Annotated in this window: 22 protein-coding genes, 1 tRNA gene and 1 pseudogene; 10 read left to right on the top strand and 14 right to left on the bottom strand. The window is 64.6% G+C overall.

Going from position 1 to position 25,338, the window contains the following annotated elements:
- Positions 1-12 precede the first annotated feature (12 nt).
- Entirely contained in the window at positions 13-984 is a 972-nt protein-coding gene (locus AC57B6_RS01455) for a thymidylate synthase (RefSeq protein ID WP_496420579.1), read from the top strand.
- Between the two features lie 125 nt (positions 985-1,109).
- Here the strand turns inward: AC57B6_RS01455 and AC57B6_RS01450 are convergent, their stop codons facing one another.
- Positions 1,110-3,563: a DUF6600 domain-containing protein gene (locus AC57B6_RS01450; RefSeq protein ID WP_496420578.1), complete on the bottom strand. Its 2,454-nt coding sequence runs from the start codon at positions 3,561-3,563 to the stop codon at positions 1,110-1,112.
- 182 nt (positions 3,564-3,745) lie between these two features.
- Positions 3,746-4,459: an ArsR/SmtB family transcription factor gene (locus tag AC57B6_RS01445; protein ID WP_106351618.1), complete on the bottom strand. Its 714-nt coding sequence runs from the start codon at positions 4,457-4,459 to the stop codon at positions 3,746-3,748.
- 236 nt (positions 4,460-4,695) lie between these two features.
- Here AC57B6_RS01445 and AC57B6_RS01440 point away from each other — a divergent pair, with 236 nt between their 5' ends.
- The 4 genes from AC57B6_RS01440 to AC57B6_RS01425 all read left to right on the top strand — a co-directional run bounded on the left by AC57B6_RS01440 (position 4,696) and on the right by AC57B6_RS01425 (position 7,965).
- On the top strand, positions 4,696-4,839 hold the full coding sequence (locus tag AC57B6_RS01440) for a hypothetical protein (protein ID WP_167346786.1): 144 nt from the start codon (positions 4,696-4,698) through the stop codon (positions 4,837-4,839).
- Between the two features lie 136 nt (positions 4,840-4,975).
- Positions 4,976-6,274, top strand: coding sequence for an MFS transporter (locus AC57B6_RS01435; RefSeq protein ID WP_496420577.1), 1,299 nt, complete (start codon positions 4,976-4,978; stop codon positions 6,272-6,274).
- Positions 6,274-7,329: a GlxA family transcriptional regulator gene (locus AC57B6_RS01430; protein ID WP_496420576.1), complete on the top strand. Its 1,056-nt coding sequence runs from the start codon at positions 6,274-6,276 to the stop codon at positions 7,327-7,329. Before AC57B6_RS01435 ends, AC57B6_RS01430 begins: the two co-directional genes overlap by 1 nt.
- Positions 7,330-7,458: 129 nt before the next feature.
- Positions 7,459-7,965 carry an acyl-CoA thioesterase gene (locus AC57B6_RS01425; RefSeq protein WP_028199238.1) on the top strand — a complete coding sequence of 169 codons (507 nt, stop codon included), beginning with the start codon at positions 7,459-7,461 and terminating at the stop codon, positions 7,963-7,965.
- Between the two features lie 103 nt (positions 7,966-8,068).
- On the opposite strand, the gene fumC is transcribed toward AC57B6_RS01425, so the two are convergent.
- The 5 genes from fumC to AC57B6_RS01400 form a co-directional block, all read right to left on the bottom strand.
- The gene (gene fumC / locus AC57B6_RS01420; RefSeq protein WP_496420575.1) at positions 8,069-9,469 is read right to left on the bottom strand and encodes a class II fumarate hydratase; all 1,401 of its coding nucleotides are present in this window, start codon (positions 9,467-9,469) and stop codon (positions 8,069-8,071) included.
- 30 nt (positions 9,470-9,499) lie between these two features.
- On the bottom strand, positions 9,500-11,050 hold the full coding sequence (locus tag AC57B6_RS01415) for a phospholipase D family protein (protein ID WP_244207395.1): 1,551 nt from the start codon (positions 11,048-11,050) through the stop codon (positions 9,500-9,502).
- Positions 11,051-11,549: 499 nt separating this feature from the next.
- On the bottom strand, positions 11,550-12,509 hold the full coding sequence (gene panS / locus AC57B6_RS01410) for a ketopantoate/pantoate/pantothenate transporter PanS (RefSeq protein WP_028199235.1): 960 nt from the start codon (positions 12,507-12,509) through the stop codon (positions 11,550-11,552).
- 326 nt (positions 12,510-12,835) lie between these two features.
- A complete protein-coding gene (locus AC57B6_RS01405) occupies positions 12,836-14,248 on the bottom strand; it encodes an MATE family efflux transporter (RefSeq protein WP_178369398.1) in 1,413 nt (470 codons plus the stop codon).
- 267 nt (positions 14,249-14,515) lie between these two features.
- Positions 14,516-14,734, bottom strand: coding sequence for an RNA-binding S4 domain-containing protein (locus tag AC57B6_RS01400; RefSeq protein WP_011489423.1), 219 nt, complete (start codon positions 14,732-14,734; stop codon positions 14,516-14,518).
- Positions 14,735-15,047: 313 nt separating this feature from the next.
- Here AC57B6_RS01400 and AC57B6_RS01395 point away from each other — a divergent pair, with 313 nt between their 5' ends.
- From AC57B6_RS01395 to AC57B6_RS01385, 3 genes are all read left to right on the top strand, one after another.
- A complete protein-coding gene (locus AC57B6_RS01395; protein ID WP_030101288.1) occupies positions 15,048-15,503 on the top strand; it encodes a hypothetical protein in 456 nt (151 codons plus the stop codon).
- A gap of 112 nt (positions 15,504-15,615) precedes the next feature.
- Complete coding sequence (locus tag AC57B6_RS01390) at positions 15,616-15,879, top strand: hypothetical protein (protein WP_028199232.1); 264 nt, start codon at positions 15,616-15,618, stop codon at positions 15,877-15,879.
- Between the two features lie 195 nt (positions 15,880-16,074).
- Positions 16,075-18,303: an ATP-dependent helicase gene (locus AC57B6_RS01385; protein WP_496420574.1), complete on the top strand. Its 2,229-nt coding sequence runs from the start codon at positions 16,075-16,077 to the stop codon at positions 18,301-18,303.
- Between the two features lie 17 nt (positions 18,304-18,320).
- Here the strand turns inward: AC57B6_RS01385 and AC57B6_RS01380 are convergent, their stop codons facing one another.
- From AC57B6_RS01380 to fdxA, 7 genes and pseudogenes are all read right to left on the bottom strand, one after another.
- A complete protein-coding gene (locus AC57B6_RS01380) occupies positions 18,321-19,094 on the bottom strand; it encodes a DUF4088 family protein (protein ID WP_028199230.1) in 774 nt (257 codons plus the stop codon).
- 241 nt (positions 19,095-19,335) lie between these two features.
- Positions 19,336-19,659, bottom strand: a complete 324-nt coding sequence (locus tag AC57B6_RS01375; protein WP_028199229.1) for an AzlD domain-containing protein — start codon at positions 19,657-19,659, stop codon at positions 19,336-19,338.
- A gap of 95 nt (positions 19,660-19,754) precedes the next feature.
- Positions 19,755-20,507 (bottom strand): annotated as a pseudogene (locus tag AC57B6_RS01370) (AzlC family ABC transporter permease); the annotation flags it as partial.
- Between the two features lie 185 nt (positions 20,508-20,692).
- Positions 20,693-21,520, bottom strand: coding sequence for a helix-turn-helix transcriptional regulator (locus tag AC57B6_RS01365; protein WP_028199228.1), 828 nt, complete (start codon positions 21,518-21,520; stop codon positions 20,693-20,695).
- 193 nt (positions 21,521-21,713) lie between these two features.
- On the bottom strand, positions 21,714-22,190 hold the full coding sequence (locus AC57B6_RS01360; protein ID WP_028199227.1) for a CreA family protein: 477 nt from the start codon (positions 22,188-22,190) through the stop codon (positions 21,714-21,716).
- Positions 22,191-22,446: 256 nt separating this feature from the next.
- Positions 22,447-22,522: transfer RNA gene (locus tag AC57B6_RS01355), tRNA-Asn, on the bottom strand.
- 117 nt (positions 22,523-22,639) lie between these two features.
- Entirely contained in the window at positions 22,640-22,963 is a 324-nt protein-coding gene (gene fdxA, locus AC57B6_RS01350; RefSeq protein WP_028199226.1) for a ferredoxin FdxA, read from the bottom strand.
- Positions 22,964-23,243: 280 nt separating this feature from the next.
- Here fdxA and pncB point away from each other — a divergent pair, with 280 nt between their 5' ends.
- Positions 23,244-24,443: a nicotinate phosphoribosyltransferase gene (pncB, locus tag AC57B6_RS01345; protein ID WP_028199225.1), complete on the top strand. Its 1,200-nt coding sequence runs from the start codon at positions 23,244-23,246 to the stop codon at positions 24,441-24,443.
- A gap of 170 nt (positions 24,444-24,613) precedes the next feature.
- On the top strand, positions 24,614-25,276 hold the full coding sequence (locus tag AC57B6_RS01340) for a LutC/YkgG family protein (protein ID WP_496420573.1): 663 nt from the start codon (positions 24,614-24,616) through the stop codon (positions 25,274-25,276).
- Positions 25,277-25,338: the final 62 nt, after the last annotated feature.

Here is a 25,338-nt window from a genome sequence, read left to right as displayed (position 1 = left end):
GAAGGAACCCGCATGAAACAATATCTCGACCTCGTCCGCACGATTCTCGACACCGGTACGTGGCAGGAGAACCGCACCGGCATTCGCACGATCAGCATGCCGGGTGCCATGTTGCGCTTCGACCTCCAGCAGGGCTTTCCCGCCGTCACCACGAAGAAGCTGGCGTTCAAATCGGCAGTTGGCGAACTGGTCGGGTTCCTGCGCGCGTCGCGCAGCGCCGCGGATTTTCGCGATCTGGGCTGCAAGGTGTGGGACGCGAATGCCAACCAGAATCCGCAATGGCTCGCTAATCCGTATCGTCAGGGCCCGGACGACCTCGGCGATGTGTACGGCGTGCAGTGGCGCCAATGGCCGGCTTACAAGGTGCTGGACGCCGGCGCCGACGCGCAACTGGCCGATGCCACCGCGCGTGGCTTCCGGGTGGTGACGGAGTTCGACGAGGACGGCGGCCGCAAGGTGCTGCTGTACAAAGCAATCGATCAGTTGCGGCAGTGTCTCGACACGATCATGCAGAATCCCGCCGACCGGCGAATTCTGTTTCATGCCTGGAACCCCGCCGTGCTGGATCAGATCGCGCTGCCGGCTTGCCACCTGCTTTATCAGTTCGTGCCGAATGTCGCGCGCCGTGAAATTTCGCTGTGCCTGTACATTCGCAGCAACGATGTCGGGCTCGGCACGCCGTTCAATCTGACCGAAGGCGCGGCTTTGCTGCATCTGGTTGGCCGCCTGACGGGCTACACGCCGCGCTGGTTCACCTACTTCATCGGCGACGCGCATATCTACGAGAACCAGCTCGATATGCTGCAACAACAGCTCACGCGCGAGCCGTACGAAAGCCCGGCCTTCGCGATCTCGGACCGCGTTCCGGACTATGCGAAAACCGGCGTGTACGAGCCGGAGTGGCTCGAGAAAATCGAACCGTCGGATTTCTCGCTGGTCGGCTACCGCCATCACGAGCCGCTTACGGCGCCCATGGCGGTTTGAGTACGGCCCGAGCGCCGGCTTGCAGTCTGCTCAAAGAAAAACCCCTGCGAGGTAAGTCGCTGGGGTTTTTTATTACCGCCTTCTGACGGTCGCGTTGCGCGCGCATCTAGCCGCGCGCGTCATCTTTAGCCTTTGTGATGCTCGTCGCGATTAGCGCCGCTCGAATGCTGCTCCTCATGCTGGGGATGCGGCTCCGGGCGCGGCTGCTGCACCTGCTGCGGACGCGGCTCCGGGCGTGGCTGCTGCACCTGCTGGGGATGCGGCTCCGGGCGCGGCTGCTGCACCTGCTGCGGACGTGGCTCAGGACGTGGTTGCTGCACCTGTTGCGGACGAGGTTCAGGGCGCGGCTGCTGCACCTGTTGCGGACGTGGCTCGGGACGCGGCTGCTGTGCCTGTTGCGGCTGCGGACGATATTCCTCACGCGGTTGCTGCTGCGGCTGGGCGTGCACTTCGGGCGCACGCGGCGGTTGCGCTTCCGGCTGACGCTGGGCCTGTTGCTGCGGCTCAGGACGGCCCTCCGGCTGACGTGCCTGCTCCTGCGGGGCGCCATGTTGCTGCGCCTGCTGGGCCATTGGCGCATGCGGCTGCGTCCAGGCCGGCTCGCGCCGTGCCTCCGCACCCGGTTGCTGACCCGCTTGCCCCGGCGCACCGTGCTGCTGAGCGTAGGCGTTCGGGTTGGCGCTGTTAGCTTGCGGCGGCCGCGGCACGCCATTCGACGGACGTGCTGCTTCGCCGGGTTGCTCGTGCAGATTGGCCATTTGCGGCGGCGTGCCCGGCCGGGCTTGTGGTTCGCCGCCACGCTGCGGTTGAGCGTTCGGCGCTGCGCCGGCCCGCTGGCCGGCCTGTTGCATGCCCTGTTGCATGCCATTAGGCGCACCCGGCGCTGCACCCGGTGTCCGCCCGGCCATGTGCGATTGCACGACCCGCACGTTTTGCACCGGCACGGCTCCTGGAGCGCCCACCATGTGCGCCGGCACCGAGGTTCGCACGATCGGCTCACCCGCGCCCGGCACCCGTCCGCCGCTCTGCGCAAAGCGCTGCGCGAGCGTGTCGTGGTACGCGGCCGGTACGGCCGGGCTGCGCGTGGCGACGACCGGCCGCGCCGTCACGGCGGCCGGCGGACGATAGTTCGCGTTACGCAGGCCCGGCCCGAAGCTTTGCTTCACCGGCGCGATCCCCGGACCGCCCGGATTGATCTGCGCGTTGCGCCACTGTTGCGGATCGACCTTCTGCGCGAAGCGGCCAACCGGCTGACCGTGCACGAAAGCCGTCGCCGGTACCGCGGTCACGCCACCCGGCGCGCGATAGTTGATGTACGTGTTGTGAATGTTGGTCACATTCACATTCGTCACGTTGATGTTGCGGTTGTAGTTGTTGACGACCGTCGTGTTGTTGACGCGGTTGTAGTAACCCGGGCTCCAGTGGTCGTGGCCACCCCAGTTCGGGTGCCACGGCTCGCCGGGGCCGAGCGGGAACCACGCGACACCGGCCGCGACAGCGCCGCCGATCGCCAGACTGACTCCCCAGTTGACTCCGCCGCCACCGCCACCGCCGCCCACGAACGCGACCAGTGCCGGTGCGTAGACCGGCGGCGCGCTGACTACCATCGGCCCGGGCACCCACGCCCACGAGTTGTCGACATAGGCCCAGCGGCCATAGTGATAGGGTGCGAAACCCCAAGGCGCGTCGTCTACCCAGGTCCAGCCCCACGGTGCCTGCCATACCCAATGGCCGTCGTGATACGGCGCCCAGCCGGCCGGCGTGGCGCGCGGCACCCACACTTCACCGTACTGCGGGCTGCTCTGCCACGTGCCGTTGGCGTCGAGATCCTGATAACCGGGGATGTCGCGCGAGACGTAGCGCGCCGACACCGAGCGGTCTTCCGCTGCGTCGCGGCTTGCCGCCCATTGGTCGAACGGGTCGAGACCGGGCGCGCCGTTGTCGGCGACCTGTTGCAGGTTGGTGCCGGCAAAGCGGACCTGCTGGCCCGCCGCGACCGGCACCTGGCCGCTGTCGCCATACACCGTCGCGCTGCCGCTGCGTACGGTGACGGTGGTGCTGCTGCCGTCCGGTGCGACGTCGACGCGATAGTCGCCAGGGCCGTTCAGGCCGAGCGCCAGATTCGGCGTGTCGATTTCATACGAGGAGCCGGGCGCGAGTTCGCGCACCCGCGCCGATAACGTGCCCTGCGCGACTTTCAACTGGGCGCTGTTGTCGTCGAGATTGAGGATGTCGAGGCTGGTGGACTGGTCGAGGCGCACCGCGGTCGAGCCAATATGCAGTTCGGAGCGCGCGTTCTGGTCGTTCCACAATTGGTCGCCCGTGGTGAGCGGGCGGTTGATTTGCGCGTACGACCAGTCGCTTGCGCCGGCCGGCTCGGTGGTCACGGCGCCGGCCGTGTAGTTCAGACGCGCCACGCGCCCCGGCGGATCGGTATTTTGCGTTGCGGCGCCCGGCGGTGCCTGTTCGGCTTCCTGTGCGAAGGTGGCCTGCGCGGCGAACAGAAATGCCGCGGCAGCGATCAGCGTGTAGCCGGTCGTCCGGCGTTTCGAGTGTTGAGGTGTGGTGACTGTTCTCATGGTTTTCTCCGACGGACGCGGCATTGTGCCGTAACCGTGAGAACCACTCTACCCGTACGGATTGTTTCAAGGCCCCCAGTTTTGTAAGGCTCTTTCGCGAGCGTGTAACAAAAGGTCTCGATAAGGCATTTCGTAAGCTGATAGAACAAATTTTGTAATTACATCAATCGGTTAGGCGCGACTCAGGTGGCGAGGAACGCGTCGAAATGACGGCGGCCCGCGGGTGTGATTCGCAGGATTCTCGGGCGCTCCGTGCGCTCGACCCAGCCATGCGTCGACCATGAATCGAGCAGTGCCGCGCCGAGCGCGCCACCCAGGTGGGGACGCCGTTCGCTCCAGTCAGGACAGGTACAGGCGAAGCGCCGCCGGCGGCTCTTCTGGGCGGACAGGTCGATGCCCCAATCGGCGAAGCGGGCGGCGCCGTCAGCGGTGGCTTCAAGCGACGAACCGTGCAGTGTCAGCAGACCGCCCTCGACCATCCGCTCGAACACCCGCACCGACAGTTCTCCCGCCATGTGGTCGTAGCAGGTGCGGGCGTAGCGCATGTCGACCGGCACGGTGCGCGCCGGACGCGGCGCCGCCCGTTGCGGCGCGCTAACCTGTGCGACGTTGGCGAGTGCTTCTATCGACGCGGCGATATCCGGCGAGGCGATCCGGAAGTAACGATGCCGGCCGCGCACTTCGAGCGCGAGCAGGCCGCCGTCAGTCAGGCGCGCCAGATGAGCGCTGGCCGCCGACGGCGAGAGCCCGGCGATCATCGTCAGTTCGCCGGCCGGGCGGGCGCTGCCGTCCATCAGCGCCCACAGCATTGCGGCGCGGCCGGGGTCGGCGAGCAGCGCGCCGATACGGCTCAAGCCTGGAAAATGGTTTTGCTCGTCTGCGAGGTTCGCGGGCATCGGGCGTCTCCGGTTGGCGGCGCGGGGAGGGCGCCATGCAGTTCACTCTATAGGGTTGCTGCATTCGGTGTTTCAGCTTAGCGTGAATTGTCGAATGTAGTGGCTACGAAAACCTGGCGTCGATCAAGGCCAGGCAGCGTGTGCACGGCTGCTTCAAGGTTGCTTCAAGGCGGCTTCTGAACCGTCTCGGGCGGCCAGGCTAAAATCGAAGCCTGTCCTTGCAGGAACGCGCTGTCATGAAATTTCTTCTTGCCGCCACCGCGGCGGTTTTACTGTTCAGCGCGTGTGCGCAGGGCGGATCGGGTTCGAGCTCGGGCGCGGGTACCGGCAGCATCACGATGTACGGCACGATCGACGAAGGCATTACGGTCCACAAGTAGTCCGGAGGCGGCTGCGGCCGCTTTTGGACGGACGAGTGCAGCGACTGGCTGGAATTGATGCATCATTGTCATTCCTGCCATCGCCAGCCATGTGACGATCTGGGCATCGCCATTTTCGCCGACCCGAGGCTTACCGATGCCGCCCGCTGCTTCTTCCACTGCTTCTTCCACTGCTTCTTCCGCCCCTTCCACCACTGCCCGCTTTACCGCCAGTCAAACCGGCTCCGGCCATTCCGACCCCAACGGCCGGCGCGCGGCGCGCGTGCTGGCGATCTGCCAGGCGCTCTATACCTCGTCTGTCTCAATCGATCTGACTTTGACCGGTCTGGTCGGCTACACGCTTGCCGACGACAAGGCGTTCGCGACGCTGCCGTTTTCGCTGATCACCGTCGCTGCCGCGTTGACCACGATCTTTGCTTCGTTCCTGATGGCGCGCATCGGCCGGCGCGCGGGCTTCGTGCTCGGCGCGGGCGTCGGTGCACTGGGCGGGGCCGTCTCCGTATGGGCGATCTTTCACCACAGTTTCTGGGCGTTCTGTACCGGTACGGCCACAGTCGGTGTGTTTCAGGCGTTCGCGCAGTATTACCGGCTGGCGGCCGCGGATGCCGTCGGCATCGAAGGCAAGAGCCGGGCGATTTCAACGGTGCTCACCGGCGGCGTGGTGGCCGCTGTCTGCGGGCCGCTCCTCGCCGCGTGGAGCAAGGACTGGCTCGCGCCGGTCGCATTTGCGGGCTCCTATGCGCTGGTCACGGGCTTCGGGCTCGTATCGATCGCCATGCTGGCGCTGCTGTATCGCGACGCCGCACCGCACGCGAGCGCGGCCGTGACTCAAGACGCGGCCCGGCCGCTCGGCGAAATCGTCCGGCAACCGATTTTTGCCGCGGCACTCGCCAACAACGCGCTCGGCTACGCCGTGATGATGTTCGTGATGACCGCGACGCCGATTGCGGCGGTCGCGTGCGGCCACACGATCGGCGACGGCGCCGGGATCATTCAATGGCATCTGGTCGGCATGTTCGCGCCATCGCTGTTTTCCGCGCGGCTGATCCAGCGCTTCGGCGTGCTGCCGGTGAACGGCGCGGGGATCGTGCTGTCGGCGATGTGCGGTGTGCTGGCGTTGCGCTCCACCGATCTACCGCACTTCTATGCGGCGCTCGCGTGTCTCGGCGTGGGTTGGAATTTCATGTTCGTCGGCGGATCGACCTTGCTCGCGCAATCGTACCGGCCGTCCGAGCGCGCGAAGACGCAGGCCACCAGCGAGTTCACGACCTTTGCGTTTTCCGCGCTGGGCTCGCTGTTCGCCGGGCAATTGCTGGCGCGCTTCGGCTGGGCGACGATCAACGCCGCGATTTTTCCGTTGCTCGGAATCGCGGCGTTGGCCACGCTGGGCTATGCGTGGTCGAGCAAGCGGCAACTCGCAAAAGGGGTTTCCTGATGGTTGCACGTCATATCGTTTTCGCGGTGGCGCCTGAACTCGTGTTGCTCGATGCCTGCGGCCCGCTCGAAGCGTTCTGGCGTGCCGAGTTGACCATGGCGGCTGCGGCAGGCGCTGCGGGCGGCACCGCGAACTCAGTCGGCAAGCCCGCCGGACCGGTTGCCTATCGCACGACCGTGGCGTCGATCGACGGTGGCGTGCTGCAAACCTTCCCGGGCCTGCCGGTCGTCACGGAACGGCTCGATTCGCTCGACGACCAGCCGATCGACACGCTGATCGTCCCGGGCGTGCCGATCGACGAAGCCTGCGCCTTGCAGCCCGAACTCGTCGCGTGGATCCAGCGCCGTGCGCCGCAGGCGCGGCGTGTGTGCTCGGTCTGCACGGGCGCTTTCTATCTGGCGGCCGCGGGCCTGCTCGACGGCCGTCGCGCGACCACTCACTGGCGCGACGCGCCGCTTCTGGCGCGCCGTTTCCCGAACGTGCAGGTCGACGCCGACCCGATTTTCATCCGCGACGCGGGGCGCGGGGAAGGTGAGAGCGTGGTCTGGACATCGGCGGGCGTCACGGCGGGTATCGATCTGGCGCTCGCGCTGATCGAAGAGGATGTCGGCCACGCAGTCGCGATGCAGGCGGCGCGGCGGTTGGTGGTGTTCATGAAGCGGCCCGGCGGGCAATCGCAATTCAGCGCCGCGTTGGCGGCCCAGGCGTCGGCGCGCGGACCATTCGAGGCGCTGCATAGCTGGATGGCGGCCAATTTACGCGACGATCTGTCGGTCGAGCGCCTCGCCGAGCGCGCGCGGATGAGCCCGCGGACTTTCGCGCGGCGCTACGTCGACGAGGTCGGCCGCACGCCGGCCAAAACCGTCGCGGCACTGCGGCTCGAGGAAGCCGCACGGGTGCTCGCCGAATCGCAGCGGCCGCTCAAGCGGATTGCGCTCGATTGCGGCTTCGGCAGCGAGCAGAACTTGCGGCGCGCATTTGTGAGGCGTTTCGGCGTGCTGCCGCTCGAGTATCGGGAGCGTTTCGAATCGGCGGTCGCGCCACGGCGCGAATGAAAGCCCGACGAAAGCATGGCGGCCACCCCGGTACGAATTCCGCAAGATAACCCGGTCCGACTCGCGACGGAGTCAATATTGCGCTCGTATAATCGCCTCCTTTAATGCATCCGATTGACCGGAGTCAAGATGAGCACCCCTGCCTTAGCGCCGCTGGACCGTTCCGAAACCACCTTCCGCTTTCTTGCCGAACCCAGTTCGGTCAACTTCGGCGGCAAGGTGCATGGCGGCGCGTTGATGAAGTGGATCGACGAAACCGCCTATGCGTGCTCGGCGGTATGGTCGGGGCGCTACTGCGTGACGGTCAGCGTCGGCAATATCCGCTTTCGCCGGCCGATTCTGGTCGGCAACCTGGTCGAGCTGCGCGCGCGGGTCGTGGCGACGGGCCGCACCAGCATGCACATCCACGTGTCGGTGCAGGCGGGCGATCCGAAGGGCGGCGAGCTGTTGCAAACCACGGACTGTCTGGTGGTGATGGTGGCCGTCAACGAGAACGGCCATCCGGTGCCGGTGCCGGCATTCGTGCCGGAAACGGATGAGCAGAAGCGCCTCGCCAAGTACGCGATGGACGTCAAGGAAGCGCTCGACGCGATCGTCGAGCTGAAGCCGGAAGAAGTGGCGCAGGGAAAGGTTTAAGCCGCGTCTGCAGGCCGCGCGATCGTTGCATTCGCGGCCTGCTGTACAACCCGCGTCGGCAAAGCGGTCACCAGGCCCCAAGGCTGCCCGGTGACGTAGCCGGTCATTTGGCCGAATGCCCGACCATATCCTTCGGCCGTACCCATTCGTCGAACTGCTGCCCGGTGACATAGCCGAGCGCGAGCGCCGCCGACTTCAGCGTGGTGCCTTCCTTATGCGCTTTCTTCGCGATCTGCGCGGCCTTGTCGTAGCCGATGTGCGGATTGAGCGCCGTCACGAGCATCAGCGATTCGTTGAGCAGCGTATCGATACGCTCGCGATTCGGCTCGATGCCCACCGCGCAGTTGTCGTTGAAGCTGTGCGCGCCGTCGGCGAGCAAACGGATCGATTGCAGCACGTTGTGCGCGATCATCGGCCGGAACACGTTCAACTCGAAGTTGCCGCTCGCGCCGCCGATATTCACCGCGACGTCGTTGCCGAACACCTGTGAGCACAGCATTGTCAGGGCTTCGGATTGGGTCGGATTGACCTTGCCCGGCATGATCGAGCTGCCGGGTTCGTTTTCCGGAATCGACAGTTCGCCGAGCCCGCAGCGCGGGCCGCTCGCGAGCCAGCGGATGTCGTTGGCGATCTTGTTCAGGCTGGCCGCCACCGTCTTCAAAGCGCCATGCGCGAACACCAGCGCATCGGCCGCTGCCATGACTTCGAATTTGTTCGGCGCCGAGACGAACGGCAAACCGGTCAGCTTGCCGATCGCGGCGGCCACTTTGTCCGCGAATTGCGGATGCGCGTTCAGGCCCGTGCCGACCGCCGTGCCGCCCTGCGCGAGTTCGTACAGATGCGGCAGCGCCGACTCCACGTGGCGCATGCCATGATCGAGTTGCGCGACGTAGCCGGAGAACTCCTGGCCGAGCGTCAGCGGTGTGGCGTCCTGCAGGTGCGTGCGGCCGATCTTGACGACATCGGCGAAGGCTTTGGCCTTGCTGTCGAGCGTATCGCGCAGCGTTTTCAGCGCGGGCAGCAGATGCTTGACGATCGCGTAGGCTGCGGCCACGTGCATCGCCGTCGGAAAGACGTCGTTCGACGACTGGCCACGATTCACGTCGTCGTTCGGATGCACTTTGCGCGCTTCGCCGCGCTCGCCGCCGAGCAGTTCGCTCGCGCGATTCGCGATCACCTCGTTGAGGTTCATGTTGGTCTGCGTGCCGGAGCCGGTTTGCCAGACCGCGAGCGGAAATTCCTCCGGATGCTTGCCGTCGATGATCTCGTCGGCCGCTTGCATGATCGCCTTCGCCTTGCTCTCGTCGAGCACGCCCAGACCCAGATTGACTTCCGCGGCCGCGCGTTTGATGACGGCCAGCGCGGTGATCAGTTCGGGCGATTGTTTCTCCGACGAAATGCGGAAATTCTGCAGCGAGCGCTGGGTCTGCGCACCCCATAGACGGGCGTTCGGTACGGCGATTTCGCCGAACGTGTCGCGCTCCATTCGTACGTCTTCAGTCATGGTTCAACTCCGCTTCTCAAAGTGGTGCGATCAAAGTTGTGCGTTAACCGGCAATAAGGAGAATAGACCGGTTAGCGCGTTCCGGTAAAAACCCGCTTGCGGATCGAAGATATAGGTACGGCGTGTGCCGTCTTCGACGTCGGTCCAGACCAGAGGCGAAAGGGGCGCGCCGATCGAGCGCAGATAGGCGAGCTGAGCCGGATCGGCGAGCGTGACGCGGTAGCTCGCGTCGGGTGCGATGGCGCGCTCGAAGATTTGCGCGACCTGTTCGGCAAGCGCCGGGCTATGGATGACCAGCGTCTGCTCAGTGTTCAGATTGGCTGAGCGCGGATCGAGATTCATCGAGCCGATCACCAGAATCTTGCGGTCGATCACGTAGGTCTTGGCATGCAGGCTGGCGCGCGAGTGAGATCCGGTGAAGCGGGCGCGAGGCGTATTCTGCTGCGGTTTGAATTCGTACAATTCCACGCCCTGTTGCAGCAGCGGCACGCGAAACGGACTGTAGCCCGCTTGCACGGCCACCGCGTCGGTTGCGGCGAGCGAGTTGGTCAGCACGGCGATGCGCACGCCACGATGCGTCAGTTCGCCGGCCGCCTTGACGCCGCTCTCGTGCGGTACGAAGTAGGGCGAAATGATCAGAAAGTCTTTCTGCGCGTCGCGCATCAGTTCGGCGAGGCGCTGCATCGGCGGGCTGACGTAGTCCGGCGACGGATGTTCGATTTTCTCCGGCAGGTCCGCCTTGAATTCCGCGGGAGCCCACGTCAGGCCGAGTTGATTCTGGGCAATCTGCGAGGCGAGCGGTGTGGCGTTCAGCGGCTTCGCGTTGTAGGGGTCGGCGTTGGTGCGCCAGTGCTGACGTAAGTCGTCGCGTGTCTGGTCGAGCTCTTGCGCGCTGAACTTCTGTTTGTTCAACACCTGCAGCGGATAGGCGACGCTGCTGTTCCAGTAGTCGTCGAAACTCGCGGAGACGTCGGCGGTAATCGGGCCGGCGGCGAGTACATCGAGGTCGCGAAACTGCAGCGTTTCGCTGGCGCTGAAATATTCGTCGCCGAGGTTGCGGCCGCCGACGATCGCCAGCTGGTTGTCGGTGATCATCGACTTGTTGTGCATGCGGCGCGTGAAATGATCGATCTGCGTGAACAGGTTGGTGGTGCGTTGGAACACGCCCTCCTGCGCGCTGCCGAACGGATTGAAGACGCGGATCGCAATGTTGGGATGCGAGTTCAGACCCGCCATCGTGCGGTCGATGTCCTTGAAGTTCAGATCGTCGACCAGCATGCGCACCCGCACGCCGTGATCGGCCGCGTAGAGTGCGGCGCCGAGCAGCAGCTTGCCGGTGGTGTCCTCATTGGCGATGTAGTACTGCATGTCGAGCGTTTTCGTCGCCGCGCGCGCGAGGGCAATGCGCATCTGCAAGGCGTCGGTGCCGCTCGGCAAGATCCGGAAACCGGACTCGTTCGGATGCGCCGCTTCGAGCGGCGCGAGGGCCGTGCGAAGCGGTGTTGGCTCGGTGACCGGCAGTGCGTGGGTGACGGGGCGCTCGAATGCGGTGGCGGGAGGCTTGGTGGCGCAAGCGGTCAAACATGCCGCCGCGCAGCACAACAGGAAGAAACGTATCGTTGTCCACCCATCCCGCGATTCGCTACCGGGACTATCTGCCCGGCGCGGCGCTTCGTTGAGGGCGGAGGACGTCCTCGGGGACGTGCTCAAAGCGGACTTGTGGTGCAGTGCGTTCTGATTTTTGTCTTGATGCCACGACACGCTGTTTCTCCCGTTTGCAGGCCTCTCATGGCGGCAGCGCGTGCGGCTTGATCGCGCTGCCGAGGAATGCATTCTAAGGGGAATCAGGCGGGCGGGCTTTCGTTGCTGGAATTGACCGTAAAGCGGGTCCTTGGTCTGTTTGCCCGCCTGACGGCGTCTGGCGGTATTTGTCGGCGCGCTGTGAGCGTGAGGACACATACCGCCAGCTAAAGCCAGGCAAATCCAGCCAAGGCCAGATAAATCCGGCTAAGGCCAGTGGCCCGAGCGCCGCGGCGTCTGGCAGACGCCGGGTGGTAACTTGCCGGTCGCGTGCGGGTGCTTATCCTCGTTCGGCGTTCAACGCGCGCTGGCCATCCGGATGCGTCGAGCCTTTCGCGGGACGTCCCGCCCAATAGCCCGCGAGCAGCGAGCCCGAGAGGTTATGCCATACGGAAAACAACGCGCCCGGCAACGCCGCGATCGGCGTGAAATACAGCTTGCCGAGCGTCGCCGCGAGCCCTGAATTCTGCATGCCCACTTCGATAGCGAGCGTGCGGCAGACGGCTTCGTCGAAGCCGAGCAAGCGGCCGCCCCAGTAACCGCCGAGCAAGCCGATGCCGTTGTGCAGCACGACGCCCAGCATCACCACGAGACCCACCGACGCGATGCTCTTCTGCGTGCCGCCAACCACCGCGCCGATGATCAGCAGAATCGCCACCATCGAGATCAGCGGCAGGATCGGTTCGACCTTGCGCACCGCCTTGTTGAACAACTGGTTGACGACGAGTCCGACCACGATCGGCAACGCGACGATCTGCAGGATGCTCATCAGCATGCCGTGCACGTCGACGGCAATCGACGCGTCCACATAAAGGCGCGTGAGCAGCGGCGTCGCGAATACGCCGACCAGTGTCGACAATGCGCTGATCGTTACCGACAGCGCCACGTCGCCGCGTGCCAGATAGATCATGACGTTCGACGCCGTGCCGCTCGCCACGCTACCCACCAGCACCATGCCGGCGGTCAGATCGGGCGGCATGCGCAGTGCCTTGGCGATAACCCATGCAGCGAGCGGCATCACGAGGTAATGCAGCACGATGCCGGCGATCACCGGCGCGGGGCGCGTGAAGACGCGCTGGAAATCGGCCACCGAGAGCGTGACGCCCATGGCCAGCATGATGATCGTCAGCAGCGTGGTGACATGCGGCGCAATGCTGGTGAAGGAGGCCGGCGAGGAGTACGCGGCGATCGAGACGAGCACGGCCCAAAGCGGAAATAAACGGGTGACGCGGGCAAGCATGACGGGTGGTCCCTGGTTATGTTTTATGGCGAGTATTGAAGGTCGGCCGAACGGCACGCCGCAAGAAGCGGTGCATGTTCGAGGTGCTGTTCGCAAGGAGCGGCATGCCCCGACGTCAGGTGTCGAGCCGTCGGGTGACGCAGGCCTTCGTGAGGCGCGCGAGTGGCGTTGCGCGGGTGCGCGCAGTGTCGCCGGAGCACGCATTTTACCGTTGACGGCGGTTTTTCCGGGAAACGATGGTTGCGGGCGCAACCATCCGGGCGTTGCGTGGTTCAGAGCCGCTCGCGTGAGGCGCAGGCGGACCTCATGCCGAATTCATGCCGAATTCAGGCCGAGGTGGCCGGCGGCGCGTCTGGCGCGACCGGCACGCGCCGCAAGCTCAGCTTGTGAAAGCGCAAGGTCATGAGCAGCGCCACGCTGGCGAGTCCGGCTGCGAGGCCCCACCACAAACCGCGCGCGCCCAGCCCGAAGTGAAAGGCCAGCACATAGCCGGTCGGAAAGCCGATCACCCAGTACCCGAACGTCGCGGCGATCATCGGCACGCGCGTGTCCTTCAGGCCGCGCAGGCAGCCTGAGCCGACCGTCTGCATGCCGTCGACGATCTGGAAGATCGCGGCCACGCCGAGCAGCGAACTCGCCAGCGTGACCGTGGCCGCGTTGGCCGGGTCGTCGAGATGCAGATACAGGCCCACGATCCAATGCGGCGCCGCGATCAGCACGATGCCGGACAGCGTCATGAAACCGACGCCGAGCGCGAGCGCGACGAAACCCGCGTGGCGCGCGGCGAGCGGCTGCCCCGCGCCGGACCAGTAGCCGACCCGCACATTGGCCGCCTGGCCGATCGCGAGCGGCACCATGAAGGCGACGGACGCGACGTTCAACGCGATCTGATGCGCGGCCAGTTGCGACTCGCCGAGCAGGCCGACCATCAGGCCGGTGGCGAGGAACAGGGTCGACTCGACGCCGTAGGTAATCGCGACCGGCCAGCCGATGCCGAATAGCTCGCCCATCAACGGCACGTTCGGCCGGGTGGCGACGACAAAGTGTCTGTAGCGGGGCCGCAGATGCAGCAAGGCCATCAGCACGAGCGCGCTCAGCCAGACGGTGATCGAGGTGGCCGCCGCCGAACCGAGAAAGCCGAGGCGAGGCAAGCCGTAGACGCCGTGAATCAGCCCGTAATTGAGAAAACCATTGACGAACACACTGACGAGCGACACCCACAGGAGCCGTTTGGCCGCACCGATGGCCGGCAGGAACGAGCGCATCAGGCCGACGCCGATCAGGCTGCCGAGCGAGCCCCAGCGCAGCACCGCCGCGTATTCGCCGACGTTGTGGGCAAGCAGTGCGGGTTCGCCGAACGCCAGCAGGATCGGCGTGGCGAACGACAGCAGGAAGAACGCCGGCACCGACAGCAGGACGGATAAGACGAAACCGGTCCAGTAGATGTGCGGCACGCGGCCTTCGTCCTGCGCGCCGCGCGCATGCGACACGCTCACGCTGACGGAGGTCAGCACGCCTTGCAGCAATGTGACCACGACGAAGAACAGATTGGCGCCGAGACCGCCGGCTGCCAGCGCGTCGGGGCCGAGCGAGCCGAGCAGGATCGTATCGGTGACGCCCATCGCCATCTGCGACAGTTGGGCGATGGCGAGCGGCGCCGCCAGCCGGGCGGTATCGGCGGCGTGGCGGGATAAGGTCGGCGGCCGGGCGGCCACCCGGGTGAAGCCGGATTGAGTCATGGAGCGCCTGGAGGCGGAAGGGGGTGACAGCGTGGCGGCGGTGTAAGCCGCACGGAGCCGCACGGCGCTGCGACTCCCGCGGCTTGCGTGCCGCCGGCGGGGTGGCGCGTGGGCGGCTCACCGGGGCGTAGGGCGGCTGTCAGCCGATTGTTTGTCTGTCGAAACCGACAGCTTATTGCTTCAGCACGGGGATGTCGATGGAGGAAGCACGATTTTGGTGCGTGCGGTCTTCCGAGTTCTCGGACTGGTTTTCAGACTCCGGGGGCGTCAGGCCTCATGCACCGCAATTCGCGTATCGCCCAGCAGCACGACCTGGCCCGCGCGGATTTTGCAGGTTTTACGCGTTTCGACCCGACCGTCGACGGTCACCGCGCCGTCCGCGACCATCATTTTTGCGGACCCGCCACTGTCGGCGAGCCCCGTTATCTTCAGAAGATTGTGCAGTTCGACGTAGTCGCCGGTCAGTGTGAAATCGAGGTTGGGCATGGCGTTTGCGCGTTGAAGCAAAGGGTTCGCATCATAAGCCAGAAGCTGGTCTTGAATGAAAGTCCGGTGGGTTTGGACCTCGCACTGGCAATTGCAAGCAGTTGTTATGTGATGTTGTACTTTTGTCAGAAAATGAAACGTTCCGTAACACTGGTCGTACATAACGAACTTCACTCGTAAAGTGCGTGTCTGTAGGAAAGCCTGCTGAATTTTTCCAGCAGCGAATAGACCGGGCGAGAGACATGAATCGCTCATCCGTATGTAGCACCGAATACGGCGCCCGTGTCACAACAATTTTAGAGAGGATTTCGCCATGACTCAGATTCGTACGCTCCTGATCGGTACCGCCCTGACTGCTTTTGCTGCTACCGCTGCTTTCGCGCAGACCGCGCAACCGGCCGCGGGGATGAATGGCCAGGCACAAGTCCAGGCTCAGGGCGCCGTTGACGCGCCCGCCGCACCGGCCGCGCAGGGTGTGCAGCCGGTCACGCCGGCGCCGACGCGTCTGACGGCATCGGGCTCGACCGATCCGCTGGTCCAGAAGCGTGAGGCAAACGCGCAGGCCAATGCCGAATACAAGGCGTCGAAGAAGGCGTCCAAGACTGAGTTGAAGCAGCAGGAAAAGGCTGCCAAGTCGCAGTACAAGGAGCAGGTGCGCGACGCCAAGATCAACCAGAAGGCTGACAAGCAGGCCGCCAACAACGAAATGAAGATGAACATGCAAGGCCAGGCTGCCGCTCAGGACGACGGCGCCGACGTGAAGCACTAAGCCCGAGTTCTGACACGTCCTGTCCGGCCCGCTTCACCCGGTTTTCCACGGAGTGAAGCGGGCTGTGCAAGCTGCCTGCTTGACCTGCATTCCCGTTGTACGGAGGTATCGCATGAACATCACCCAGCCGATGAAGAACCGGATTTACGCCGCGCTGATTGCCGGTTGCCTGTCGTCAGTCGCGTTCGCGCAGGCGAGCGACCCGGCCGCCGCGCCGGTGACCCACGCCGACAAGAAAGCGGCCAAGGAACAGGCGAAGGCTGACAAGAAGGCCTCGGTGGCGCAAGCCAAGGCCGACAAGCAAAAGACCGATGCGCAGGCCGACGCTGACAAGGCGAACGCCGACGCCAGTCTGAAGGACGCGAAGAAGCAGTAAGACTACTTCGATGGAAGGCAACGCGTCGCGAACGCGTTGCCCGGTATCGTCGCCAGAATGGCCCGGAGCGTGTGTGCGCCCGGGCCTTTTTTTATGTCTGCTTTGCTTGGCCGACGGGGCGCGGCGCTCATTTCGCAAGACCTCGCGGAGCCTGGCGGAGTTGTAAAAAAAGGGTCGCTTGTCTCAGCAGGTTGTATGGATATACAGTATGCGTCGCCGCGTCCACTCCCTCTCAGGCCCGAATCCATCGTGCTCTCCGTTGCTGAATCTTCGTCACCGGTCGATGCCGATTCCGGTACCCATCCTCATCCTCATTCTGATACCGCGGACTGGCTGGCCAAACTCAACGACGCGCAACGCGAAGCCGTCGAATATGGCGCTGACAGTCCTAACGCACCGCCCGGCGCGCTGCTGGTGATAGCGGGGGCGGGTTCCGGCAAGACCAATACGCTGGCGCATCGGGTCGCCAATCTGGTGGTGAAGGGCGCCGATCCGCGCCGTATTCTGCTGCTGACCTTCTCACGCCGCGCTGCGCTCGAAATGACCCGCCGCGTCACGCGCATCGCCGGCGCGGCGCTCGGCACGCGGGCTGCGTTGGCGCAAGGGCTGACGTGGTCCGGAACCTTCCATAGCGTCGGCGCGCGGCTCTTGCGCGAATACGCGGACCTGATCGGCCTCGCGCCCGCCTTCACGATCAACGACCGTGAGGATTCCGCCGACCTGATGAATCTGGTGCGCCACGAGCTCGGTTTGTCCGCGAAAGAGCGGCGCTTTCCGGCCAAGGGCACCTGCTTCGCGATCTACTCGCGCGTGGTGAACACCGGCGCGTCGCTCGCCGACGTGCTCGACAGCGCCTTCCCCTGGTGCCGCGAATGGGAGGCCGATCTGCGCAGGCTGTTCGCCTCGTACACCGAAGCCAAGCAGAAGCAGAGCGTGCTCGACTATGACGATCTGCTGCTCTACTGGTCGCATATGGCCGCCGAACCGGCCATCGCGGCCGATCTGTCGGCCCGCTTCGATCACGTGCTGGTCGACGAGTATCAGGACACCAATCGCCTGCAGGCGTCGATCCTGCTCGCGCTAAAACCCGATGGCCGTGGCCTGACCGTGGTCGGCGACGACGCCCAGTCGATCTATTCGTTTCGCGGCGCGACCGTGCGCAATATTCTCGATTTTCCGGCGCACTTCGATCCACCCGCGACGCAGATTACGCTTGAGCGCAATTACCGCTCGACCGAGCCGATTCTGGCGGCGTCGAATGCGGTGATCGAGCTGGCCAGCGAGCGCTACACTAAGAATCTGTGGACCGACAAGGCCTCGGCGCAGCGCCCGCGTCTGGTGACGGTCGCCGACGAAGCAGATCAGGCGCGCTACATCGTCGAGCAGGTGCTCGAAGCGCGCGAGCAAGGCATGAAGCTCAAGTCCCAGGCGGTGCTGTTTCGCGCGGCTCATCACAGCGCGGCGCTCGAGATCGAATTGACCCGTCGCAACATTCCGTTCGTGAAGTTCGGCGGCCTGAAGTTTCTCGACTCGGTGCATGTCAAGGATGTGCTCGCCGTGCTGCGCTGGGCGGAGAATCCACGCGACCGCGTCGCGGGTTTTCGGGTCGTGCAATTGCTGCCGGGCGTCGGTCCCACGACCGCCGCGAAGGTGCTGGACGAGGTCGCGGCGCGGGCAGGCGCCGGCAATCCGGCCGATTTCACCCGGAGCGCAGGTGGTGCGCTGGCTGCCTTTGCGCCGCCCGCCCGGGCGCGGGAAGACTGGCATCCGTTCGTCAAGCTGATGTCGAGCGTGTATGGGCGTGAGACGCCGTGGCCGGCCGAGTTCGAAATGGTGCGGCGCTGGTACGAGCCGCATCTCGAACGCAATCACGAAGACGCGGCGGTCCGTCATGCGGACGTGCTGCAGATGGAAAGCATCGCGGGCACGTACCCGTCGCGCGAGCGTTTTCTGACCGAGTTGACGCTCGATCCGCCCGACGCCACCAGCGACGAATCCGGCGTACCGCTAATCGACGAGGACTACCTGATCCTGTCCACGATTCATTCGGCGAAGGGGCAGGAGTGGCGCAACGTGTTCGTCCTGAATGGCGTGGATGGCTGCATTCCGTCCGATCTCGGCACCGGCAGCGAAGAGGAAATCGACGAGGAGCGCCGCCTGCTATACGTGGCGATGACGCGCGCGAAGGAGGACCTGCATATCGTCGTGCCGCAGCGCTTTTACGTGCACAACCAGACCCATCTGGGCGACCGTCACGTATGGGCGTCGCGCACCCGGTTCATTCCGGCGCATCTGATGCCTTTATTCGACGCCTATGCGTGGCCGCGCGTGCCGGTGCCGAGCGCGCCGACGGCAGCGGGGCTGGCCGCGGCGGCGCAGGCGAAGATCGAAATTGGCGCGAGGCTCAGGAAGATGTGGGACTGAGCCGGCTTTTACTGCGATTACCGCGACTGCCGCTGTTGTTGCTGCTGTTGCGGCACCGGGCGCGGCGGCACAAAGAAATTGCGCAACCATGCGGCGAGGCGTGAGAACACGTCGTACGGTTCTTCGATGAAAATCTCCGGCTTCAGCAGGCGCAGGTACTCCATGATCTGCTGCGCTTCCTGCTTCTGGAACGAGCCGTGCGAAATTCCCAGACGCAGTAGTCCGCGCAACTCACCGAGCTTTTCGCGCGCCGTGCTGCCCACGTTCGTTTCGCACGCCACCTTGGCTTCATAGACGCGTTGACGCAGCGATTCCACCAGACGCCAGGCCGGCGTCTGCATGATTTCCTCGAGCGCCTGGATGTCCTGCGCCGCGCTTTTGATCTGGGCCGCGAGCGGATCGATCAGCGCAGCGTCGCCTTCCGCTTCCTTGACGATGGCCGCGGCCCAGTCGCGGCAGTGCTTGGCGAGCTCTTCAGGCGTCCATTCCGAGCGGGCTGCAAAGCCGAAACCGAATTCCCCCGCCTGCCGCATCAGAATCGCCACGACGTCCGGGAATTCCTTGTCCAGCGTGCGTTTCGCCCACGCGTACTGGCCGCCTTGCAACATCCGCTGAACTGCGTGTTCTGTCAGCGGCACCATGTTGTCGAGTAGCTTGGCGCGCAAAAAATCCTCAAACGACGGCGTCGCGAACTGCGGATCGAGCTTCAGCGAAACCCGCAGAAACGCATCGAAATCCTTGCGCAGCGTCGCAATGGTCTCGTCTTTGAGCGTGAGGGTGATTTGACCCATGTGTTATCCCGTTTGGTCCTGCCGCGCGGCCTCGTCGCATCGCCCGAACGCATCCGGGCCCCGTGAGACGCGACGCCGAATGCCGGCGCGGTTGATTCCTGCCTATTGCCGCGTAACCAGCGGGGGTATCCCGATGAGCGGACCTCGACTGCATATCGGCGGAATTAAGGGAAACTTAAGGGTAGGCGACGTTCTGGCGACGGCTTTAGAGGGAAGCGTCGCCAGAGCGCGCGGGGCACGCCTATTTCAGCACGACGCCTTGCCAGACAAAAAAGACCGTCAGGCCAACCGCGATGGTCAGCAGTGGCCGCCGCGTCAGCGCGCTCACCGCAATGGCCGCCAGGGCTCCGACCAGTTGCGGATTGCGCCAGGTCAATTCGGCCTGGGTGCCGTGCGGCGAGACTGCCATCGGGACGATGATCGCGGTCAGCACGGTAACGGGGACGAAACCGAGCGCGGTGCGCATGAGCGGCGGAAAGACCAGCCGGTCGCCGAGCACGAAGACGGCGGCGCGGATCACCCACGTAATCGCGGCCATGCCGAGGATCAGAACGACGTAGTTCATCGCGACGCCTCCATGGTTTCCTGCGAGGTTTGGCGTGGGGTTTCCCGCGGGGTTTCCCGTCGAGCTGCCTGAGAGTTATCGCGTGAGGCGTCCTCGGACGATTCACGATTGCCCTGCGCGCCTCGCCCAAATCGTGGCGCCGACAGCAGGACACCGATTGCCACACCCGCGAACACCGCGCCAAGCAGGCCGAGCTTGTACGGCCAGGCTTGCCAGAAGAAAGCCAGCGTACCCGCGGTGGCCGCCGCCGCGATATAGCGCAGCGCGACGAGTTGCGGCACGACGATCGCAATGAAGGTCGCGACCATCGCGAAGTCGAGCCCGAGCGACTGCAGTCCTGGAAAGGCCGCGCCGAACAGCAGGCCGGCGACGGTCCAGATCTGCCAGTTCAGGTACATGGCCAGACCCGCGCCAAAGAAATAGTGCGGGCCGACGGTGCCGGGCTCCCGATGCCGGTAATGCTCCCACGCGACCGCGAAGACTTCGTCGGTGAGCAGCGCGCCGAGCGCCCAGCGCCAGCGCGCGGACAGATGCGCGACGTGCGGCGCGAGCGTCGCGCTGTACAGCACGTGACGCAGGTTGACGACGAGCGTGGTCGCCCAGATCACCGCAAAGCTGGCGTGGCCGGCGATCAGGCCGAGCGCGATGAATTGCGCCGAGCCGGCGAATACGACGAGCGACATCAGTTGCCCGTGCCATAGATGCAGCGGGCCGGATGCGACGAGGGTGCCAAAAATCACGCCGAAGGGCGCCGCGCCGACCATCATCGGGATAATGTCGCGCGCGCCGGCGGTGAATTCTTTCAGGTGGCCTGTGCCCGAGGGCCGGCCGGGGTTGGAATGGGTCAATCTTGCCTCCTTGATTGGGCAAGCATAGCGAGCGGTGGCGGCTGGCGCTTGTACGTTCTTGCGGTGGGAGATGAGGCGGCGCGGATCGTGTGCTTGCGGCGCTCAGGCTGCGTTGGCGGCAATTGCGCGGATGGGGCATGAATGCCGGGGCGCTGCGGGGGGCGGGTGCCCACGGGCGCGTCGCATCAGTTTCCTTGCCAGCGTCCTGGCGGCACGCCGAACATGCGCCGGAAATGGCGCGTGAAATGGCTCTGATCCGTGAAACCGGAGGCCGCGGCGACCTCCGTGACGGAGACGCCGGCCCGTAGCGGTGCGAGCGCGCGTTGCAAGCGCACCTGATTGCGCCATGCATGCGGCGGCAAGCCGGTGGTCTGCGTGAAAAGACGAGCCGCGTGAAAGGACGACAGCCCCGCGGCCTGTGCGACTTCGGCGAGCGTAACCGGCTCGGCGAGGTCGCCTGTCAGGCGCTCCTGCATTGTCGCAACACGGGCGTCGTCGGCGGCGGGGCGCGACGGCCTCGGGCGTGTTTGGGCGTAGCGGACCAGCAAGGTGGACAGCGCGTCGAGCATCGCGGCTTCGGCGGCGAGCGGGTCGTCGCCGGCCTCCAGCAAACGGTGCGCGCGCGCCAGCCGATGCGCCAGATCGGGGTCGCGGATCACGCCCGGTGCAAACCAGGGCAAGGCCTGCGGTTTGCCGGCCACCTGGCCGGCGAGGTCGTGGATGAAGGGCACGGGCGCGTACATCACGCGATACCGCCAGCCTGCTTCGATAGCCTTTGACCCTGTATGCAACTCGCCGGGATTGATGATCGGCACGCTGCCCGCTTCGGCGACATAGTCCGAACCCAGATACCGATAGCACTCCGCGCCCGCGACAATCACCGGAATCGTGTACGCATCGTGCCAATGCGGCGTGAACTCGTGATCGTGATATTCGGCCGTGAGCAGATCCGCGCCGGGCAGAAGCGGCGTGCGCCAGTAGCGGGCGGAGTCCTGGAAGTGATGGGCGGTCATGGTGAAGGTCCGTGGTCCGGCAAACCTGCCGGCGGCCGGCGTTCCGGTGGCCGGCATACCGGTGGCCGGCATACCGGTGGCCGGCAGGCCGGTCGGCTGGACCCCTTAGTTTAGCGCGGCATGGCCGCCGCGGGCGCCGTCACGCATGCGGCCCAGGCCTTTACGCCGTGAGTTTTACCGTAGGCTCCGGGGCTTACTTGACCGGGATCGTCGTGCCGGCCGGCATCGCCACGGCGGTCACGCTGTTTTTCGCGCTGCCGCTGACGACGCGGTCGCTATAGGTCATGTACACGAGCGTGTTGCGCTTCGTGTCGACCACGCGCACCACATGCAGCGATTTGAAGATCAGCGACATGCTCACGGAGAACACGTCGGCCTGCTTTTTCACCGGCCCCGTGAAGTGAATCTCGCTGACCTGACGGCAGGCGATCGACGCTTCGGTCGGATCTTCGGCGATGCCGAGCGTACCCTTGACGCCACCGGTGCGCGCCCGCGACACGTAACAGGTCACGCCCTGGACCAGCGGGTCGTCATAGGCTTCGACGACCACGCGGTCGGAGCCCGTGACACGGAAGTTGGTATTGACGCTGCCCACTTCTTCGCTGTGTGCCGGGGACAGCAGCAGGGCGGCGGTGGCTGCAAGCGCGATGCGCAACAAGGTCGATTTCATGAGCTGGCCGGGAAAGATGGAGGGATTGAGCGCAAGAGGGCGTTGCGCCGACAAAGCAGCATCGTATAACGGCGTGGGTCTCAGAGGGCCGGTGCAAATGCCCTGGATCGTGCGCTATTTTCCAACTGGAAAAAAACGGCCGACCCCCGAGTTCAGCCACCTGATCCGGGGTTGAAGCAGGCAGCGCCGGGAGGTGTGGTCAGAACGTGCAGCCAAAACAAAAAGGCCCGCACGAATGCGGGCCTTCTAAATTTTTTGGCTCCTCGACCTGGGCTCGAACCAGGGACCTACGGATTAACAGTCCGGCGCTCTACCGACTGAGCTATCGAGGAACAGAACAACAAACAGCAGAGAAGCGAAATTGTAGGGGCAGCTTAGGCACCTGTCAATACCTTGCGTTCATCTCGATTCGGGTCGAATCCGGCAAGGCGGCAGGCGGGCCGCGCCGCTCAGCGTGCGAGCAGTGCCAGCTTTTCCTTCACGTCCTTGAATTCATCAGCTTCCGGCAGCGGTGCCTTGGTCTTGGTGATGCTCGGCCAGTTCTTCGCCAGATCGGCATTCAGCTCGATGAAGTTCTGCTGGTCGCTCGGCACGTCTTCTTCGGCATAGATGGCATTCACCGGGCACTCGGCCACGCACACGGCGCAGTCGATGCATTCATCGGGGTCGATCGCGAGGAAGTTGGGACCTTCGCGAAAGCAGTCCACCGGGCACACATCGACGCAGTCGGTATAGCGGCACTTGATGCAGCTTTCGGTCACAACGTGAGTCATTCAGGCAGCTCCTGCATGCGGAATCAGGGGAGGCGAAACGCCAAAAGCGCTATTGTAACGTAACGTCAAGAGCCGCATATGGCATCGCACAACGGCTTTTATACGTTTTTGTGATTAGTTTATGGCGTCCGGCACAGCCGCCCGGCGGCACGCTGAATCCGGGCGCATTCGGGTAACATGCCGTCAGACCGGTGCGCACGGGGCGCGCCGCACGCGCATGGGTTGACGTGTCTGGTCGAGCCAAGCCTTCCGTTTTTCCTGCAGTCCAGTTCGCGCCATCATGATTATTACTTCGCTGCTCGACACCGATCTGTACAAGTTCACGATGATGCAAGTGGTGTTGCATCACTTTCCCGCGGCGAATGTCGAGTACCGGTTTCGCTGCCGCACGCCGAATGTCGACCTCGTGCCGTACATCGGCGAGATTCGCGAAGAAGTGCGCAAGCTGTGCGATCTGCGCTTCGCCGACGACGAACTCGATTACCTGCGGCGCATGCGCTTCATCAAGGGCGACTTCATCGAGTTTCTCGCGCTGTTCCATCTGAACGAGAAATACATTTCGATCGAGCCGTCGCCGAAGGGCAATGGCGAAATCGACATCGAGATCAAGGGGCCGTGGCTGCACACGATCCTGTTCGAGATCCCGATGCTGGCGATCGTAAACGAGGTCTATTTCCGCAACACCCAGCAAAAGCCTGACTACAGCGAAGGGCGCGACCGTCTCGTCGAGAAGATGAAACTGCTGGGCGCGCGCCCGGAATTCGCCGACTGCAAGATCGCCGACTACGGCACACGCCGCCGCTTCTCGAAACAATGGCACGAGGAAGTGATCCTCACGCTGAAAGACGGCCTGGGTGAGCAGTTCGCCGGCACCAGCAACGTCTTCTATGCAATGAAGCACAGCCTCACGCCGCTCGGCACGATGGCGCATGAATACCTGCAGGCGTGCCAGGCGCTCGGTCCGCGGCTGCGCGATTCGCAGATCTACGGCTTCGAGATGTGGGCAAAGGAATATCGCGGCGACCTGGGTATCGCCCTGTCGGACGTGTACGGCATGGAGGCGTTCCTGCGCGACTTCGACATGTACTTCTGCAAGCTGTTCGACGGCGCGCGCCACGATTCCGGCGACCCGTTCGACTGGGGCGAGCGCCTGCTCAAACACTACGAGGCGAACCGCTGCGACCCGCGCACCAAGATCCTGGTGTTTTCCGACGCACTCGACATTCCGAAGGTGCTGCAACTGTACGAGCGTTTCCGTGGCCGCTGCAAGCTGGCATTCGGTGTAGGAACCAATCTGACCAACGATCTCGGCTATAACCCGTTGCAGATCGTCATCAAGATGGTTCGCTGCAATGGCCAGCCGGTGGCGAAGCTGTCGGATTCGCCGGGCAAGAACATGTGCGAGGACAAGGCTTATCTGGCGTATCTGCGCCAGGTGTTCGGCATTGCGCAACCCGAGGAAGATGGCGCTGCGAAGTAACGCTGCGTCAGCCTGGTCCATGGGCGACTCATGGGCCGATACCTCGCGGAGATCGCGTTTGCGGCGGGCCTGATACGCGGCGCCTGGCCGTTCGGCCAGGGTGTTCGCGCGCAGGGTGGCCGGTATAATCCTCGCCATATCGCACGGCTGTCGACACGAGGATTTCGCATATGGATACATCGATTGCCCGCCGTAACATCCTGGCGCGCATCCGCGCGGCGCAAGGGCGCGAGCCTGAGCCGTCCGCTTCCGAGCGCGAGGCGGCCGCTGATTATCTGGCGCGCCATCCCCAAGGTCCGCGCCCTGAGATGCCGGCCGATCTGGCCACGCGTTTCATTGAAGAAGCGCAAAAAATGGCGACCACGATCGATACGGTCGAAGCGCTGAGCGAGGTGCCTTCAGCCGCGCATCGCTACCTCACCGAACACGCATTGCCGCTGCAGGCGATCGCCTGGCAAACACTACAAGATTTGCAATGGGCCGAAGCCGGCCTCAGCGTCGAATTCCGCAAGCCCGAGGACGGCGACGTGGTCGGGCTCACCGGCTGCTTCTGCGCGACCGCGGAGACGGGCACCCTTGTGCTGCTGTCCGGACCGCAAACCTACGCATCGGCTGGCTTGCTGCCGCAAACGCATATTGCGATCGTGCCGGCTTCGCGCATCGTCTCTGGGCATGAAGAGGCCTTCGCGCTGATCCGCAGCGAACGCGGCGAACTTCCGCGTGCGGTCAATTTCGTCTCCGGGCCCTCGCGTACCGGCGATATCGAACAGACTATCGTGCTTGGCGCGCATGGACCTTACCGGGTCCATGCGATCGTCGTACGCGGCGCCTGAGCGTAGTGCACGTCGGCGTATCTTCACGGCGCGAGCCGCCGCCGTTATAACAAGGACTTCAA

The sequence above is a fragment of the Paraburkholderia sp. BGA-UO-ETr-F12 genome (assembly GCF_059567945.1).
Note: the sequence above shows the minus strand (reverse complement) of the source record. Positions and strands in the feature narration are given on the sequence as shown.

Bases quoted from the DNA above. Each gene is read 5' to 3' on its own strand.
- AC57B6_RS01400 (WP_011489423.1), bottom strand. From the start codon at position 14,734: ATGCCCAACCTCGATTTCACACTGACCGGCGACTACGTCGAACTGCAC.
- AC57B6_RS01405 (WP_178369398.1), bottom strand. From the start codon at position 14,248: ATGACTCAATCCGGCTTCACCCGGGTGGCCGCCCGGCCGCCGACCTTA.
- AC57B6_RS01450 (WP_496420578.1), bottom strand. From the start codon at position 3,563: ATGAGAACAGTCACCACACCTCAACACTCGAAACGCCGGACGACCGGC.
- fdxA (WP_028199226.1), bottom strand. From the start codon at position 22,963: ATGACTCACGTTGTGACCGAAAGCTGCATCAAGTGCCGCTATACCGAC.
- AC57B6_RS01440 (WP_167346786.1), top strand. From the start codon at position 4,696: ATGAAATTTCTTCTTGCCGCCACCGCGGCGGTTTTACTGTTCAGCGCG.
- AC57B6_RS01380 (WP_028199230.1), bottom strand. From the start codon at position 19,094: ATGGGTCAAATCACCCTCACGCTCAAAGACGAGACCATTGCGACGCTG.
- pncB (WP_028199225.1), top strand. From the start codon at position 23,244: ATGATTATTACTTCGCTGCTCGACACCGATCTGTACAAGTTCACGATG.
- AC57B6_RS01390 (WP_028199232.1), top strand. From the start codon at position 15,616: ATGAACATCACCCAGCCGATGAAGAACCGGATTTACGCCGCGCTGATT.
- AC57B6_RS01430 (WP_496420576.1), top strand. From the start codon at position 6,274: ATGGTTGCACGTCATATCGTTTTCGCGGTGGCGCCTGAACTCGTGTTG.
- AC57B6_RS01365 (WP_028199228.1), bottom strand. From the start codon at position 21,520: ATGACCGCCCATCACTTCCAGGACTCCGCCCGCTACTGGCGCACGCCG.
- AC57B6_RS01340 (WP_496420573.1), top strand. From the start codon at position 24,614: ATGGATACATCGATTGCCCGCCGTAACATCCTGGCGCGCATCCGCGCG.
- AC57B6_RS01385 (WP_496420574.1), top strand. From the start codon at position 16,075: ATGGATATACAGTATGCGTCGCCGCGTCCACTCCCTCTCAGGCCCGAA.
- panS (WP_028199235.1), bottom strand. From the start codon at position 12,509: ATGCTTGCCCGCGTCACCCGTTTATTTCCGCTTTGGGCCGTGCTCGTC.
- AC57B6_RS01395 (WP_030101288.1), top strand. From the start codon at position 15,048: ATGACTCAGATTCGTACGCTCCTGATCGGTACCGCCCTGACTGCTTTT.
- AC57B6_RS01375 (WP_028199229.1), bottom strand. From the start codon at position 19,659: ATGAACTACGTCGTTCTGATCCTCGGCATGGCCGCGATTACGTGGGTG.
- fumC (WP_496420575.1), bottom strand. From the start codon at position 9,469: ATGACTGAAGACGTACGAATGGAGCGCGACACGTTCGGCGAAATCGCC.
- AC57B6_RS01425 (WP_028199238.1), top strand. From the start codon at position 7,459: ATGAGCACCCCTGCCTTAGCGCCGCTGGACCGTTCCGAAACCACCTTC.
- AC57B6_RS01455 (WP_496420579.1), top strand. From the start codon at position 13: ATGAAACAATATCTCGACCTCGTCCGCACGATTCTCGACACCGGTACG.
- AC57B6_RS01435 (WP_496420577.1), top strand. From the start codon at position 4,976: ATGCCGCCCGCTGCTTCTTCCACTGCTTCTTCCACTGCTTCTTCCGCC.
- AC57B6_RS01445 (WP_106351618.1), bottom strand. From the start codon at position 4,459: ATGCCCGCGAACCTCGCAGACGAGCAAAACCATTTTCCAGGCTTGAGC.
- AC57B6_RS01360 (WP_028199227.1), bottom strand. From the start codon at position 22,190: ATGAAATCGACCTTGTTGCGCATCGCGCTTGCAGCCACCGCCGCCCTG.